The sequence below is a fragment of the Methylocystis sp. genome, from assembly GCF_046349115.1.
Taxonomy (GTDB): domain Bacteria; phylum Pseudomonadota; class Alphaproteobacteria; order Rhizobiales; family Beijerinckiaceae; genus Methylocystis.
This window is the reverse complement of sequence record NZ_JAXMCX010000001.1, coordinates 904,589-921,057: the sequence shown is the minus strand read 5'-3', so window position 1 is coordinate 921,057 and position 16,469 is coordinate 904,589. Positions and strand designations below refer to the sequence as shown.

Here is a 16,469-nt window from a genome sequence, read left to right as displayed (position 1 = left end):
CGTTACGGCGCCGTCGCCGCCGCGTCGGTCTTCTCCCGCGCGCCCAGTTTTGGAATAAAAGGCAAAAAAGCGCGCCGCATCGCGTCGAGCGAATAATGTTCTTCAATAAAGGAAGCGCCCCGCTCTGCATGCAATTTTGCGGTCTGGCGATCTGTCTGGGCTGAAATCACCGCTTTGGCGAAACTCTCCGCCTCATCGGCGACATAGGCGATCGGCTGTTGCGGATAGAGCCCTTGCATGCCAACTGACGTCGCGACAAGCGGTATGGCGTGGAAAAGCGCCTCGATGGTTTTACCCTTTACCCCGCCGCCGAAACGAAGCGGAATGATCGCGACGCCTGCAGTCGCATAAAGTCTATCAAGCTCTTCATCGCTGATGCGCCCCTTGATGATGATCTCCTCCGACTCCAGCGCGGCAATTTCAGGGACGCGCGACGAACCGACGATATTGAGCTTGGTCCGCGGACGCTCGGCGATGATCAGGGGCATGACTTCCTTAGCGAACCAGAGCAGCGCGTCGACGTTTGGCGGATGAGAGCCGCCGACGAACAACAGCTGATCAAAATCCCGAGCGTCGAATTGCGCTATATTGGCGTGCGCTACGCCGAGTTCTGAAGGAAAATAGCCAAGCATCGGCACGGCGCTGGCCACCGCGCCCGGCAATGCCTTTTCGACTTCGACGCGCTCCTCGTCGCTGGGATAGAGGACCACGTCCGTCTTCCGCCAGTTTTCAAGCTCCAGCCTGCGATATTGTTCGATTTCTTGCGGAAGTCGAGGATCCTCGCTGGTCAGTCGTTCCGATTCGAGCCGCTTATAGTGGATGTCATGACCATAGTAGAGAATCACGCCGCGCGAGTTAGCGCGGATCGAATCGTAATATTTGGGCGCGATATGCGGACGATTGACGAGCGCGTAATCGATATAAGATCCGTTCGCCGCCATGAACGCGTCAAAACGATCGACATAGGCGGCGGAATAGATCACCTCCACGCCGGCTTGTTGGAGCATCGCGCAATATTCGCGATCCTCGTTGAGATTATCGGGCCAGAAGCTCACTTGAAAACCGGCGTCGATGAACATGCGCAGAAAATGATAGACAGTGCGAGACCCTGCATCCCGATCCCATTGCGGAATGTAATGGTCCACCACGAGAACGTGTGGGCGGTTGCGCGATCGATCGCGCGCCAAAAAGACATTTTCGCCGTTGGGGAAATGATCCTTCTCCAGAACGCTTCGCCAGCGATCGAGCAATTTTTTCTGGTTGGAGATCTGATAGGCCTTGACGCCGCCGCTCGTGTCGCGGCCGTGGCTCTTGCCCTCATGATGCACGAGCGCCGAACGGGGCGCATAGATCGTGCGCAACCCTTTGTCTCGGACCCGAAACGCAATATCCGAATCTTCGCAGTAGGCCGGAGAATAAATCGGATCGAAGCCTTCTAGCTCGTTCCATAATTTCGTCGGCAAGGCGATCGAAGCGCCCGAAATATAATCGACCTCCTTGAGATAGTTGAACTCAGGAAGGCGGGCATCGCTGTTGCGGCCAAAATTCCAGGCGGAGCCGTCATTCCAGAAAATGCCTCCAGCCTCCTGCAACGTGCCATCCGCGTTGATCAGCTTGGAGCCGGTTAGGCCGACGCGAGCGTCTTTCTCCATCGGCGCAATCAATTCATCAAGCCAGCCGGGCAGCGTGATGGTGTCATTGTTGAGCATCACGACATAACGGCCGTTCGCGCGTTGTGCGGCAGCGTTGCAATTGCCTAGGAAGCCAAGATTTTTCTCTTGCCTTACATAGACGATCGGCGGGCCAGCCGACGAAAACACGTCCTGCGTCAGATCACTGGAACGATCGTCCGCAACGATGACTTCGAACGCGTAGCGCGACTTGTTTTCCAGCAGACTCAGGGCGCTCGTAAGCGTAAACGCCAGATTATTGTAGACGGGCATGATGATCGAGACGTCTGGCTGTTTGACTCGCCTGGCGCGAGAGCAGCATCTCCGCAGCCGACTTCTAAGCGTAACCAGCTCGTTCGATTCCGCGAAAGCCTCAGGCCGATCTCCATAGCGGTCGATGATCGACATCAAATAGAGGTAAAACGGGATTTCCTCTTCGCCATAGCGTTCGATGATGTAATCGCGTAGCTGCTGCGGGAGCCAATAAGCAACCTCCGGACATGGCGGCCAAGCACAATCGAGCTGATCGCCGCCAATATCTACCTGCGCTGGCACCGAGATGCGCGTCTCGCCAAAAAAAGTAAAAGCGGAGATCGGATCAAACCGATTCCAGTATGCCGTCGGCACGATCTCCTTCATGTCGTCGACTTTGATTTTCTCGGTCGTTTCGCGCCGTTCCTCGGCTCCGACGGTGACGTAATGCGTCAGCACGTCGTGTTTTCCAGTGCGTGCGTCGAGATTCTGACGCAGATAGAACCTCGTGTCGAAGAGCGGATGCGGCGAGCGATCCTCCCATGCCCCCAACGTAACGAAATGGAGCAATGGATTGATCTGCGCCGATAGAACGTCGAGATTTTGTTCGAGATACCAATCGCCGGCAAAGGCTCGGTGCGGTTGACGGCCTTCGCGCCAGCCCACCGCGCAATAATGCAGCAGCGGACATAGGTCGTGCTTGCGTACGTCCTTATTCTCATGGAGATAGAAGTCGCCATCGAATAATGGATGAACGCTGGCGAGGTAAAAGCGGGAATCGCTGATATATGCTCGTAATGGCCGATCGACGCCTTCTAGGCCAGGTTGAACGGCCAGACGATCCATCCAAATCAGCGGGTGCGGGTCGCGCCTCTCAGCTTCGCCAACCTCGATAAAATGCTTGAGCGGGTCGAGATTGCGCGCCGCGACTTCCTTGTTTTGACGCAGATAGAACGCCGAGTCGAACAGAGGATGCGCGGCGCGTTTGTGACCGCCGCCGTTGCGCAGGAAATGAATAAGCGGCGATACGCCATCTAGTTCACGACGATATATCGCGCGGTACCAAGCGGCGTTGAACAGCGGATGAGGGTCGCGATCCTCGATGAATCCGTTGCGCACATAGTGCGCCATTGGATCTATACCGTGCCTGGCGACATCTGGATTCTGATCCAAATACCACTGTGGATCGAACAAATAACTGCGCTCAATCTCCTTGCGATCGGCGCGATCTAGCGGCCTGCTGGGGGCGGGAGCGGCGAATATGGCGCGCAGACGCCCGCGGTGCATCACAAGGCCGAGGGGGGCCTGGGACAAAGCGTTCCGCGTCGCCCGCGCCGCTTTGACCAATTGCAGATCGACCGCGTGCTTCGCGTTAACAATCCCCAGCTGTCGCTCGAACAGCCGCAGCCTGTCGCGCTGCTGGCTGAACAGCGACTCATATTTTTCCAGCTGCGAATTTGCCGTCAGCAGCTGCTGCTCAACACAGGCGAGATTTTCCAGCGCTTTGAGCGCTTCGCTCTCCTGCGCTGTCAACGCTCGCCGCGGGTTGAGCGCTTCTTCGCGGCCGCCGAGCCCTCGGATTTTTTCCTCGGCATAGCCCTTCGTCAGTCGGCTGACTTCCGTCTCGGCTCGTTTACGAGATCGGGCGGGTTCCCCACTGGTCTTCGCTCGTGGCGCCTCATCGTCGCGCTGTCGCGGCGCTTCATCTTCATCTTGCAGTCGGGAAGCCCAGCGCAATATTCGGTCAGCAAGCCGCATCACGCACCTGCTTTCCGCGGACAAGATCGCCACTAAACGCACAAAAATCACGAATCTTGCAAACTGTCGCTTCGACGAGGTCTGGCATAAGTCTCTCCAGATCCTGCATCATGCCCTCAATGCGATGGATTGGGCCTCCTCGCGTACCGATTCAGTCGATCGCAGAAATCGACAGAGTTCGAAACGCCAAACCAAGTGTTCTTTCGTCGTTGCTTACGCCGACGTCGCGCGGACATAATGCTTTTGGCATTAGTAAAGAAATGACGCTATCACGGGCTCCATGGAACGTGGATTCGATTCGCGCCTTTTTTATGCCCGACTGCGCCACCGGCCAGTACGCCACGAACGCGCCATTCATGAACACGAACAGTTCTTGATCCACGCCCCTTGCGCGTAGCGGAATTACATCGACTTCCAGTAGGAGGTCATTGTTGGTGAACTCAAGCATAACCCGCAACTTGGCGAGGTGGTTAGCCCAAGTGTGCTCGCGATCATTCGCGTCGTGATGCCAGCCATCCGCAGCCCACAGCTTATAATCTCCAGACGCGCCGAACTGAACCTTGAACGGTAGACGCGGCATTACGTTGCCTCCCTGGCCCCCTGTCTCTAAACGAGTCAATTGCACGCATCGCACTCAAGCTCAAGACACAAGAACCGGCACGACTCAATCGTTCGTCTAGCCAGCTAGGCTTCTATCGTTTTGCTCGTCGCATGACAATAGCTTGGATCAAGCCATTAGGGAGAAAACGAAGGGGTAGAAGGGATTTATGGATCACGAACTGCGCGATTTCCGATCGGCGGCCAGATTATGGAGCCGCCAAGAACCCTGACTGCGCCGCGTTCGAAAAACATCTCATCAGAAGATGCATGTCGAGCGCTTCTCGACGTTTCCGATTCGCGCGATCGTTCGTCCGTTACGCTTCGACTGAGCGTCGCTCTGCGGGTTTTCGAACGGCGCAATTGCCGAGTGCGACGACTTTGACAGCATCGCCGCCTAGACGCGTGCTTAAGGATTGGGCCGAAGACCGCCGCCCTGGTAGCATTGCGGCGAAACTCTGTCTTCCCTCGTAAAGCGAATGCCGCGAATCAGGGCTGAGATCACGCACCTCAACCGTTCAGGGATCGGTTCGTTCTCCGATATCCGATAGCGTTAAGACGACAATCGCGCGGCGTGGCCGCCTCGCCCACGATTAAGTCATTGTCGAAACCGGCAACCAGAGCGTGCGCTCAGAAACCCACGCCCGGGGCCAAACCCGCATCCGCGGGATGGTCGATCGCCAAGAAGCGGCGCGGCCGGCATCGATTCGAGCTTACGCGCGCGAATTCGGTCGCGGCTTTCATTCCTGCAACAGCTGAAGCATTGCATCGAATGACCCATCGGCGATCGCGTGATCGATGACCAAATGGTCCTTTACGCCGCGAACCGGCATCAGGGTGACATTGTCGAGTTCCTTGAGACGTCGCGCCTGATGCGCGTCTTCGGCGGCGTCCTCGCCGAAAATCTGAAAAAACTTAGTCTTTCCGCCGCGACGAAGCAGCGGAACCAGATCGACCGGCATCTCACTTTCGCGTTGCAATTGAAGCTTCACGAAGTAGCTCGGATTCCAAACGGAACTCTTGGCGGTGTCGTAAACGGAATGCAGTTCTGTCGGCCCTGCAAAGGATAAGGCGGCGTATGCGTCGAGCAACGCGCCATAGCGAAACGCCGCGAATCCGCCCATGGAAGCGCCAATGGTCACGATTCGAGGCGCGCCGAGGCTTGCGACAATCTCCTTGAGCGCGCCGATGGTTTCCGCCTCGTCGCGCCCGAGACTGGCGACGCCGCTGGTATACGCCCGCTTGCGGAAATCTCGCAGGTAAATGACGTTGATCGCGTGCTCGGCGAACAAAGCGTCGATCATCGCGGGCGGCAGAAAGCCGAAGGCGATTCCGGTCGGAAGCACGACAGTCAAACGCGCGCCCTTGGACCGCGTGATTTGAACGTCCAGCGTGCGGTCGTCCATAAGACGCGATCGGCGTTTCCAAAAATCGATCGGTCGCGAAAGGAAAGCCTTGGCGACCGGGGCCGCGAGATCGTCGACCGGCGGCGCGAACGGCGCCGAGAACAAGTCGCGCGCGCGCTCCAACTCCCCTGCGTGAAGGCAGGCGAGCGCATAATGATATCTGAATCGCTCATCGCGGAGCGCTTCAGCGTCGGCCGCTGTGCGGATCGTGTGAAAGATAGACGTCAGGCGCTTCGGTTCGACAGGAAGCCGGTTCAGTCGAAAAAGCAGAAGCCAGTCGCACGGCCAGCGTTCAAGCGCCTCCTGCATGACTTCTCCGGCCTTCTTGAAGGCGCCGATGCGCTGAAGAAGGCTCACCAATTTTCGATAGGGGTCTGGCCGGTCGGGGGCGCGCGCGATTTCCTTACACAGCACTTCGACCGCTTCGGATTCACGCCCGCAGACCGCCAAAAGCTCCGACAGAAGTGAGATCGCGGCTTCGTTGTAACGCCCCTCGTCATATGCGCTAGAGAGAATGCGGATCGCCGCTTCGGCGTCCGCCGCTTCGGTTTCCGCTACGGCGAGCTTCCATTCGAGACGGAAAACCTTCGAGTGTGGCGCTACCGTTCGCAGGAAAGCCCGCCTCTCTTCTGGACGAACCGCCTTTGCGAGCGCATCGAAAACCGAATCGCGTTCGGGGCCGTCCAGTTTGGCCGCGAAAAGCGCGTCTGCGATCTGCGTTGCGTCCTGCGCCGAGAGCGCCTCGCCGTTCAATACCGCCTTGAGACGCGCGAGCGCCCAAGGATGAGCGGGCCGCTCATCAAGAAGGGTGGAATAATAATTCGAAGCCTGCGCGGCGCCGGCGAATTTGTGGAACACCTCGCCTTGCGTCAATTGGAGGCGGGTGTAGTTTGGCCAGCGCGCCAACGCCTCCCGTATGAGCCGCGTCGCCTCGTCCCCCTCGCCCGCTTCCATCGCCTGGACGATTTCGGCATTCGCTGCTTCCGGATCCTTGACCGCGGTTACTGACGTTTCGGCGCTTGGGGATTCCGTGCAGTCCATTGGGCTCCTCATTTTGCGCGAATGAGTCGAGGCGTGACGGGCCCGCTTTGGCGGCGTCGCGCCGAACCCGCAATCCTTGGCTATGATAACGTAGAATCGCGATGCTCCAAACCGGAAGAGCTCGATGCCTCCTGTCCCGTCTAACGGCGCCAAGAGAATTTTTCTGACTGGCGTCTTCGACATGCAGAATTACGGTGATCTCCTGTTCCCCCTGGTCGCGGCGCGGCGCCTAAGCGCTCTCGGCGTCGAGGTTGTTCCCATCGCGCCGACGAAAGCGCATGCCGGCGTGCCCGACGCTCTTTCGCCTCTCGACATCGCCGAAATGCTGAGCGGCGACTTGAGGGTCGACGGCATCGTCATCGGCGGCGGCTATCTCATTCACACGCACCGGATGGATATTCTGCGCGAATATCAAGGAACGAATGTCGGAGAATGGGCCGGCGCCGGCCTGTGGCTCGGCGCCGCGCTTGCCGCCGCTCTGCGCGATGTTCCCCTCGCCTGGAACGCCCCCGGCGTGCCCCATCCAATCCCGCAATCGCAACGCGCGCTCGTCGACGCCGCGTTGAGGTCATCTTCCTATGTTTCGGTGCGCGACCGCGGCGGAGCAGAACTCCTGGCGGCGCCGGAAGGCCTTCCGGTCGAAATCGTGCCCGATCCGATCGCGGAGCTCGGCCGACTCTGGACAACGCGCGATCTCGAGGAACCTTTCCAGTCTTTCCTTGCGCGCAAGGGATTCCAAGGGCGAACCAACTTCGTCGCGGTTCACTTTCGCAACCGGTCGCTCGCCGGGCAAACGCCCCAGGAAGCCGCGGCGATGCTGTCCGCCTTCGCCAAGGAAATGGAGCTTACGCCGATCCTGAGCGCCATCGGGCGCGCCCATGACGACGACGTTTTGGCGCGAGCGATCTCTCTCCATCTCCCGATTCCGCACATCTTGCTCGATGATCCCGCGAGCCTTCGAGAAGTCGCCGCGGCGATTGCCTTTTCCAGATTTTATGTTGGAGCGTCGCTACATGGCTATATCACCGCGGCCGCCTATGGCGTTCCGGGAATACTCGTCGCCAGGCCTGCCTATCGTAAGTTCGCCGGTTTCCTGGAGCACATCGATCGAATGGAAGATCTCGCGCGCGACTGGGCGACCGCGTATGGCGCGGGCGCTGCCCGGAAGGGCGAAGCGCTCGCCTGCCGCATCCCCCAAAGGACGTTTGACGCGCTTGATCGGCACTGGCGGCGCATTGAAGACGCCATCGCGACCCCTGAACAGTTCTCGGAAGCGCGCCGGCGCTTCCTGTCGGCGATATTCGCCTTTGGACTCCGCGAACTTGGCCCCCAATGGGCGATGCAGCCGGTTGTGCGCCGTGCGGCCGACTTTGCCGCGATCAGGAAGTGAGTCCGTCATCGAACGCCAAGGCCGCCAGCTGAATCCGCATATTGCATCGGAGCCTTACTTCATGCGAGTGCTCGGGGCCTCGGCTTTTGCCAATGATGGCGTCGGTACGGATTGGCGATCGCAGGGAGAGGGCGAATGAGCGTTGCCAATCGTCTAACCCAGGATGAACTCGATCGCTTTTCGCGCGATGGGTTCGTTTTTCCGATCAAGGTTCTCGAACCCCAGGAAGCGAGCGATTGCCTGGCGCGGCTCGAAGCGATGGAAGCGCGGCGCGCCGGCCGGCTTTCGCCTGTCTTCAACGCCAAGCCGCATTTGCTCGTCCCGTGGCTGTGGGACCTCGTGCACGACCCCAGAATTGTCGAGCGAATCGAAGCTCTGCTTGGACCGGATATTCTGTGTTTTGGAACGAGTTTCATTTCCAAATCGCCTGGCGGTTCGCGCTACGTCGCCTGGCACCAGGACATCACTTATTGGGGCCTAAGCACGACGGATGCGGTGACCGCCTGGCTGGCGCTGACGCCGAGCGTCCCAGAAAACGGCTGTGTGCGGGCTGTCCCCGGAACCCATCGCCACAGCTTGGCGCACACAGACTCCGGGGACAGCGCCAATCTGCTCGGTCGCGGAGAAAAGATGGTCGCGCAGGTCGAAGCTTCCGACGCGATCGATTTAGCGCTCGCGCCAGGAGAAATGTCCTTGCATCATTGCCTTGCTGTCCATGGCTCCGCGCGCAACAATTCGCGCCTGCGCCGCGTCGGCTTCGCGATACGTTATATGTCCGGCGCAACCATGCCGAGGGACGGGAAGCGAAACTCCGCGACGCTCGTGCGAGGCCGCAATCTCGGGAGCTTCGCGCTTGAGAAGGAGCCGGAAGGGGAATTTCATCCCGCCGCCGTCGCTCGTCACATCGGCATCGTCCGCGACGGGATGAGAATCATCTTCGATGGCGCGCCCAGCGCCATCAAAACGGAGAGCCGCGCCAGCGACTGATTTTCAGTGGAGAGAGGGATCGGACCAAGTGGCTGGAATGACGCGACTCGACGCGGGCCGAATTGAGGCCTACCGCCGCGACGGCTATCTGACTCCGCTGAGCGCCTTCGAGCCCGATGAAATGGCCGATCATTTGGCGCGGCTCGACGCGATTCAGGCCAAGCGCGGCGGACGGCTGTCTCCAACATTCAATATCAAGGCGCACTTACTGATCCCTCAACTGTGGGATCTGGTGCGCGACGAGCGCATCTTACGACCTGTCCAGGACATTCTTGGACCCGATCTGCTGTGCTGGGCCGCAAGTTTCTTCATGAAGGAGCCCGGCGAGCCACAGCATGTTCCCTGGCACCAGGACGCAACATATTGGGGACTTTCCGAGCCGCGCGCCCTGACGGCATGGGTTGCTTTTTCCGCAAGCGGATCAGAGAACGGCTGCATGCGGGTCCTTCCCGGCTCCCATGCCGGAACGGCGCCTCACCGCGATAGCAACGATGCGTGGAACATGCTGCCCGGCCGGGAAGAAATCGCGTTCAACGTCGATGAATCGCAGGCCGTCGACATTATCCTGAGGCCGGGAGAAATGTCGCTGCACCATCTCTTGTTGATTCATGGCTCGAAACCAAACGCCGGCGGGACGCGCCGGGTCGGCTTTGCCATTCGCTATATCGCCGGCGACTTGACGCAAACCGGGAGCGAGCGCGTTTCGGCGACGCTCGTGAGCGGACGCGACCATGGCGGCTTCGATCTCGAATCGGCGCCCGAGGACGAATTTCATCCTGCCGCCCTGCAGCGTCATCCAGATATCGTTCGGAAATGGATGCGCATGGTTTCGGGGGAAGTGAGCAAACGGCGCGCCTGAATTTTTTCGCAACAAAATTTCCAGTCCGCGCCTCGAGGTCAGGCAAGTCCAACTGAAATTTTCTCAATTCCAGCCAACGACTTATTTCCATAAGGCGGCTCTAGTCGCATGGGCCGCTTAAGTTTTCGCCCATTGACCGACGTTGAAGAGGCCACTAACAAAAAAATTGTCGCAGGAGATTAACGATCAAAGCCCTCGCCGGCCGGAATGGGTAAGAGCTTGGAAGACGCTTGCACATCGGCACGTTTGCTCATGGCGCCGGTCGCCCATTCGACGTTCTTGTCCTTCAGGAACAAGCTTTATCTGGTTTCCTCGGCGGAGACGGCGTCGCGTCTCGCGCCCTATGTGCCGATAACGCTGATCGACGCGCGTGGAAATAACAATCCTCTGCAACGGGTTCAGGGCGTTGCGGATGTCATGTTTACAGACGAAACCAAAGCCCTGGTGCGGCTGTGCGCCCACGACATCGACGAGATGATCGAACTAAAGTCCGACTATGCCGACGCGCCCTTCGCGGACTGGTTATACGGCGCTTTTCACGATCAATGGATCGCAACCGAGGCGGAAATCGAAGTTGTCGATGCGACCTTGGTCGAATTCGAACTTTATTTGCCGGAACGCAACGCGCCGGGCAAAGTCGTGTCCTTCGAATGGGAGGGTGGACAAATTTCTGTCGACATTCCGCGCGGAGAGATCGTGAAGCCGCCGCCGATCCGGCCTGAGCGCGGAAGGCGGCGCATCCGCATTTCCACGGACGCGAACGAAGACCATTCGAATTCGTCCGACCTCAGGCTTCTGGGCGTGATCGCCTCCGTCCTGCTCGACGAGAGCCGGATTTCGCCTTGGCTGCTTGAAGGAGTTATTCCCTTGCTCGCCAAGCGGCGCAAGAGGACCGTATAATTGGCGGGGCGTCGGCTTTCACAAAATATCGAACTGCTGATGTCGACGCTTGGCGCCGAAATGCGCCACGCCGACGATCTCGAACGTCATATCCTGCGTTTGGAAAACGACCTGAGATCGGCGCGAACCGAGCGCCTCGCCAATGTCGCCCGGGCGCACAACGACGCCGCTGCGGTCAAACGCGCCTCTGCCGGAGGGCGCGCGGCGATCATCTCCTGGGACATGGGACACAACCCCGTCGGGCGCGCCTATGTCTTGCAGCGCCTTCTGTCGCAAGACTGGAGTCCCGTCGTTATTGGTCCTGGTTGGCGACGCTACGGCAATGGTCTGTGGCCGCCGCTAGTGGAGAGCGGGTTAGAGGCGCGTGTCTTTCCGTGCCGCACGCTGCTGGATTTTTATCCGCGCGCGGCGCTGGAGGCGACCAAAGAGCGCTTCGATCTCGTATATGTCTCGAAACCGAGGCTGCCATCGCTCTTTCTCGGCTTCCTGATCAAGGAGCACTCGGGATGCCCGCTCGTCCTCGACATCGACGACCACGAACTTTCCTTCTTCGAGAACCGGTTGCGCGCCGATCTTGCCGAGGTCCGAAACGCCGGCCCCGCCGCGCTGATGGAGCCTTATGAAGAGATCGCCACGCGCTTTGCTGAAAATTTCATTGAAAGCGCTGACGTTCTGACGGTTTCGAACGTCGCGCTTCGAGACCGTTATGGAGGCTCGATCGTTCGGCACGCCCGCGACGAGAACGCCTTCGACCCCACGCGCTTCGACCGAGCGTCGGTTCGTCGCGAGCTGGGCGTGGCCGACGACGAGTTCGCGCTAATTTTTGTCGGAACGGTCCGGCCGCACAAGGGCGTGATCGAAGTTTTGCAGGCGATCGACGAGATCGCCGACGACAAGATCAGTCTCCATATCGTCGGCGACGGCGCGCCCGCGGATTTGGGCAAAATGCTGAAGCGCTTCCAGCGCACGCGCGTCGTACAGCATCCGAGCTGGTCATTTGACAATCTGCCATGGCTGCTTTGCGCGGCCGACTGCATTCCGCTGCTTCAAGACCCGGACCATCCCGTCGCCGCCTATCAAATTCCATCGAAGATTTCGGATGCGACGGCGATGGGCGTTCCCGTGCTCATTACCGACGTTCCGCCGCTGCTGGATCTGCGCGAACTGCCTGGCCTTCACCTAGTTCGTCACGAAACGCTGAAGGATAAACTTCTCGAACTGAAAGCTGCCAAAGACGAAGTCGACAGGAGCAAAATTCGAAGCGGCTTCCTTACTGAATTCAGCGAAGCCGTGAACAGGGCGCGCTTGCAGCTCGCAATCGGCGAAATCAAGAGCGTCAAGCCGTTGCCGCAAGTGTTTCACGACGTGCGCGCATTGATGTCGGAAGCGATCGGCGAAGCGGCCGCGCACACCGCTAAATCACATTTTCCGATTCCGGCGCTCGCCAGATCGCCGCGGCCCTGCGCGAATGTCGTTTTTTTCTGGAAGCAGAACGACACGGGGATTTACGGCCGGCGATCCGACATGATCGCCAAGCATCTTTTGCTTTCCGACGAAATCGACAGGATTCTGTTTTTCGACGCCCCAATCGGGGCCGCTACTCTTGACGCGCTCGCCCAGAATGCCAACGCCGCGCCGCAGGATCAGTCCGCGCTCGTCTTGCGCAACACCATCGCGCGTTTCGAACGACGCCTCGACACGGACCGTCTCCTGCAACGAAGTTTCATCCACAAGAGCGCGTCGCGATCGCGGCTTTTGGGGCGCGATTTGCCTGAACAAGCGGATTTTCCCGCCTTCGTCGCCCGAGAGATGCAGGAGGCGGGCTTTGATCCGAAAGACACGATCGCCTGGGTGTGTCCGGTGGTCTGGCAGTTCCCGCAAATCTTTTCGGAACTTGGCTTCAAGACGTGCGTCGCGGACATCATCGACGACCAGCGATCCTGGGATATTGACGACGGTTACCGAAAGCGACTGGACGATATCTACCGACAGACGCTTTCTTTCGCGCAGGTGACGTTCGCGAATTGCGCGCCGGTCGCCGCCAATTTCGAAAATTATGTCGCGAACCCGATACGGATCGTGCCGAATGGTGCGGAACGCTTCGACGCCATCGCCGACAAATTGGCCCCAATTGAGGGTATTGCACAGCCAGGTCGGCCAACCATTGGCTATGTGGGAAATCTTCGTGACCGCATCGATTGGGAACTCTTGGAAGGACTCGTGCGCATGCGACCCGAATGGTCGTTCGTTTTTGCAGGTTCGGCGGAGAATAATTCGAATATCGCCTCAATCGCGAAGTATGAAAACGTCAGGTTTCTAGGCGTTGTTGAATATCATGACCTACCGTCGTTTCTAAACTCGATCGACGTTGGCGTTGTTCCCCATACGGTGAACGATCTGACCAATTCGATGAATCCGCTCAAAGTATATAATTACCTCGCGGCCGGCGTCCCGGTCGTATCGACGGCGATTCCGAATTTGAACGAGCTTGCCGATTTGATTTCCACCGCCGACGGACCGGAGGAGTTCGCCGCGGCGATCGAGAACTGCCTGGCGAAGGCGTCGCGAAAGGCCGACGCGGAAGACCATCGCGACGTCCTCGACAAGATCAGCTGGAAAACACGGGTCGACGAAATTCTCACCTTTCTTCGGCCCTATCTGAATTAGAGGCCCACCGGCTCGACGAAGCAAACGTGTTCGCCGAGAAAGAAGAGGACGATTGGCGGGCGCCGCCTTTGACGCTCATCGCTCCGCTTCGGGGGATCGGTACAGCCAGCCCGGGGCGCGGATGGGCGCGAGGGCGCGACCACGTATCGCGCGATATTCCCTGCTCGCTTCCTTGACGTAATCCAGAGTCGGCTTCAGTCCCGCCGTGGTCAATCCGCCGTGGATTTGATGGAATGTTCCCTCGCCGGCGATGCGTATCAGCTGTGCGGCGGGAAGACCGACGGCGCGAATAAATATGTCCGGATTGGCCATGCCGCCGCCCTTGGACGTAAAGGCTTCGTCATACCCGCCAAGTTCGTCCCACAATGCGCGCGGCAGAAACAATGCGTTGCTCTCGAGCATCGGCGCGGTCGGCTCGGCGATCTCTGGGGTCGCAATGTCGAAGAGGCGATATCCGTTTTCAAACCATCCGATGTCGGAAAGGAGCGCGTCCTCGGCGGCGACGTCATAGCCCAGGTCCGCGCTGATCGCCTGGCGGGCCGGGCCAAGCTGGTAGTTGAGCGTCGCGATTATCGGTCTCGAATGCAAGCGCGACGCTTCAAGGCAGGATCGCAACAACCCCGGCGAGGCCATGCGCGCGCCATCGATCCACACGCCAATCAATTTTCCGCGCGCGACCGTCAGTCCCTCGTTTATCGCCGGCACGGGCGAAGTCGTTTTGCGGGAACAGGAAATAATCGTCGTCCGAGGGACGATGTCGGGAAAATCGGCGAGAGACGGCGGAGAGCGGGAGCCGTTGTCGACGATGACGATCTCATATTGGCCGGGATCGACGCCGCGCTGGTAAGGAGTGGAGAGAGATTGCAACGTGCGCGGCAGCTCTCGCGCCATTTCATAACAGACGACGACGAGGGAAATCTCCGGCGCGTCAAGGGACATGCCATCAGCGCCGTTCGGAGAGGACCGGCGCGAGGAAATCCGCGAATTTTGCGACGCTCGGATTTTGGAACAAGGTCATCGGGTCGATCGGGACGCCGAATTCCTCCTCCATAAGTCCCGCCATGATCACCGCCTCGATGGAGTCGAGCCCATAAGCGTCGAAGCGCTCTTCGATCGGGAAGTCGTCTTTCGGCATTTCGAGAACCGAGCCGATATGCCGCACCATCCAATCAACAATGCGCTCACGATCCGTTTGCGTCACGACCGGATCCTGCATGTCTCCCCTCCATTCTTCCAAAATCACGCGTTGGTGAGCCTCGACGCCTCCGCGATCCTGCCGGCGAGCCATTCGGACTTGCTCACGGAACGCTGAATTTTTCCGCTGGTCGTGCGAGGCAACGCACCATACGGAACAATCGCCAACTGCGGCAAGACGCCAAAAGACTCCGCTATGATTTTCTTAAGTTGCGCGGCGAGTTCAAGTGCCGCTCCCTCCCGGAATCGCTTGCGATCCATCTCGCAAACAACGACCAGCTGATCGCCCTTCGCCGTCTCTATCGAAAAGGCGCAGGCCGCAAGCAGTTCGGCCGACAAGCGATGCGACAGCAAGGTTGCTTCAATATCCGCCGAATGGAGCTTCTGACCATAGACGATAATGATGTCCTTCAGCCGATCCAGCGGCACGAGTTCGCCGTTCACCAGCGCCCCAAGATCGCCGGTGGCGATGTAACGATCTCCCGCCTCATCGACGAAGGAGTCGTTGAAGGGATTCACGCCTCCCTCTTCTCCGTTCCAGACGCCGGGGGAGACGTGCGGCCCGGCGACCCAGATTTCCCCCGCCTCCCCGTCGGGCAATGGCGCGCCGTCGGCGGCGCGCACCAGAATTTTGCATTCCGGCGCCGGATAACCGCAACCGACCGCCAAAGTCGTCGTCCCCTTCGATCCCAGGCCCGACGCCGGAAGTTCTCGCGCGCCATTGCCGGGGTTCGCCGAAGAAACAATGAGCGTCGCTTCGGCGAGGCCATAACAGGGCGTCAATGCGCGAGGGTCGAAGCTCGCTGAGGCGCACGTCGCCGCAAAGGCGTCGAGGGTCGCGCGGCGTATCGGCTCCGCGCCGCAGAAGGCGACCCGCCAAGAGGATAGATCCAGCTTCTCGATGTCCTCTGGCGCGCAATGTCGCGCGCAGAGGTCGTAGGCGAAGCATGGTCCGCCCGCCGTCGTCGCGTGAAATCGGTCGATCGCGCGAAGCCAGCGAATCGGCTTTTGGATGAAGGCAAGCGGGTCCATGAGGACGGTCGATCCGCCGACAAATAAAGGCTGAAGGATGACGCCGAGAAGGCCCATGTCGTGAAAATGCGGAAGCCAATTGGCGCCCACGCAACGCTCGTCGTGGCCGAAGGCGGACTGGATCATGCATTGATTGGCGAAAAGATTGTCATGGGTGATGACCGCGCCGCGCGGTTCGCTTGTAGACCCCGATGTATATTGGATAATCGCCGGCGCGTCGCCTGCTCCAGCGAGCGGCTCGAGCGGCGAGAGATTTTCATCCGCGAGAGATGAAATGTCCAATATCCTCAAAGGCGCGCCCGTCTGCGGCAGGGACGGAATTTTCGCGACGCCATTCGCGTCCGTGACGAGCGCGACAGGCCGCGAGTCGGCGACCAAGGCATGAAGCCGATTCAGAAGTCGCGCATTGCTAGGGTACGGCGCCGGTATCACGATGACGCGCGCCCAGAGACAGGCAAGGAAAAGCCTCACGAAAGCGATTCCTGCCGGCAGCGCAATCACGATCGCCTTGCCGGAAAACCCTTCGGCCGCCAAGCGACGGGCCATGCCGCCCACCTGCGAAACAAGACTTTCATAAGTCAAGCGCGTCGATACCGTTTCGCCTCGGTCGAGGAAGATGATCGCCTCGCGATCAGGCGCGCGTGACGCATGGCGAAGGATGCGCGCCGTCGCGGAATTCCGTGTGGCGGAGGATGGCGTCATTGGTGTACGGTTCG

Annotated in this window: 12 protein-coding genes; 6 read left to right on the top strand and 6 right to left on the bottom strand. The window is 59.4% G+C overall.

From position 1 onward, the window contains the following. Positions 1–2 precede the first annotated feature (2 nt). Positions 3–3,053 (bottom strand): glycosyltransferase, encoded by a 3,051-nt coding sequence (locus tag U1E20_RS04315; RefSeq protein ID WP_409979351.1) that lies wholly within the window; start codon positions 3,051–3,053, stop codon positions 3–5. A 150-nt stretch (positions 3,054–3,203) separates the two neighbouring features. On the opposite strand from U1E20_RS04315, the gene U1E20_RS04310 reads away from it, so the two are divergent. Beyond that, positions 3,204–3,716, top strand: coding sequence for a hypothetical protein (locus U1E20_RS04310; RefSeq protein ID WP_409979350.1), 513 nt, complete (start codon positions 3,204–3,206; stop codon positions 3,714–3,716). Between the two features lie 115 nt (positions 3,717–3,831). Here U1E20_RS04310 and U1E20_RS04305 read toward each other — a convergent pair whose 3' ends face one another. Next, positions 3,832–4,260, bottom strand: a complete 429-nt coding sequence (locus tag U1E20_RS04305) for a hypothetical protein (protein WP_409979349.1) — start codon at positions 4,258–4,260, stop codon at positions 3,832–3,834. A 757-nt stretch (positions 4,261–5,017) separates the two neighbouring features. Next, a complete protein-coding gene (locus tag U1E20_RS04300; protein WP_409979348.1) occupies positions 5,018–6,724 on the bottom strand; it encodes a hypothetical protein in 1,707 nt (568 codons plus the stop codon). Positions 6,725–6,905: 181 nt separating this feature from the next. On the opposite strand from U1E20_RS04300, the gene U1E20_RS04295 reads away from it, so the two are divergent. The 5 genes from U1E20_RS04295 to U1E20_RS04275 all read left to right on the top strand — a co-directional run bounded on the left by U1E20_RS04295 (position 6,906) and on the right by U1E20_RS04275 (position 13,527). Further along, the gene (locus U1E20_RS04295; protein ID WP_409979347.1) at positions 6,906–8,114 is read left to right on the top strand and encodes a polysaccharide pyruvyl transferase family protein; all 1,209 of its coding nucleotides are present in this window, start codon (positions 6,906–6,908) and stop codon (positions 8,112–8,114) included. A 135-nt stretch (positions 8,115–8,249) separates the two neighbouring features. After that, positions 8,250–9,101 carry a phytanoyl-CoA dioxygenase family protein gene (locus U1E20_RS04290; RefSeq protein ID WP_409979346.1) on the top strand — a complete coding sequence of 284 codons (852 nt, stop codon included), beginning with the start codon at positions 8,250–8,252 and terminating at the stop codon, positions 9,099–9,101. Between the two features lie 37 nt (positions 9,102–9,138). After that, complete coding sequence (locus tag U1E20_RS04285; protein ID WP_409979345.1) at positions 9,139–9,960, top strand: phytanoyl-CoA dioxygenase family protein; 822 nt, start codon at positions 9,139–9,141, stop codon at positions 9,958–9,960. A 252-nt stretch (positions 9,961–10,212) separates the two neighbouring features. After that, on the top strand, positions 10,213–10,860 hold the full coding sequence (locus U1E20_RS04280; RefSeq protein ID WP_409979344.1) for a hypothetical protein: 648 nt from the start codon (positions 10,213–10,215) through the stop codon (positions 10,858–10,860). Further along, positions 10,861–13,527: a glycosyltransferase family 4 protein gene (locus tag U1E20_RS04275; RefSeq protein WP_409979343.1), complete on the top strand. Its 2,667-nt coding sequence runs from the start codon at positions 10,861–10,863 to the stop codon at positions 13,525–13,527. Between the two features lie 75 nt (positions 13,528–13,602). Here U1E20_RS04275 and U1E20_RS04270 read toward each other — a convergent pair whose 3' ends face one another. Genes U1E20_RS04270 through U1E20_RS04260 form a run of 3 tightly spaced genes read right to left on the bottom strand, consistent with a single transcriptional unit; the run spans position 13,603 to position 16,455 of the window. Then, on the bottom strand, positions 13,603–14,466 hold the full coding sequence (locus U1E20_RS04270) for a glycosyltransferase family 2 protein (RefSeq protein ID WP_409979342.1): 864 nt from the start codon (positions 14,464–14,466) through the stop codon (positions 13,603–13,605). A gap of 4 nt (positions 14,467–14,470) precedes the next feature. Next, positions 14,471–14,743: an acyl carrier protein gene (locus tag U1E20_RS04265; RefSeq protein ID WP_409979341.1), complete on the bottom strand. Its 273-nt coding sequence runs from the start codon at positions 14,741–14,743 to the stop codon at positions 14,471–14,473. A gap of 23 nt (positions 14,744–14,766) precedes the next feature. Further along, a complete protein-coding gene (locus U1E20_RS04260) occupies positions 14,767–16,455 on the bottom strand; it encodes a fatty acyl-AMP ligase (RefSeq protein WP_409979340.1) in 1,689 nt (562 codons plus the stop codon). Positions 16,456–16,469: the final 14 nt, after the last annotated feature.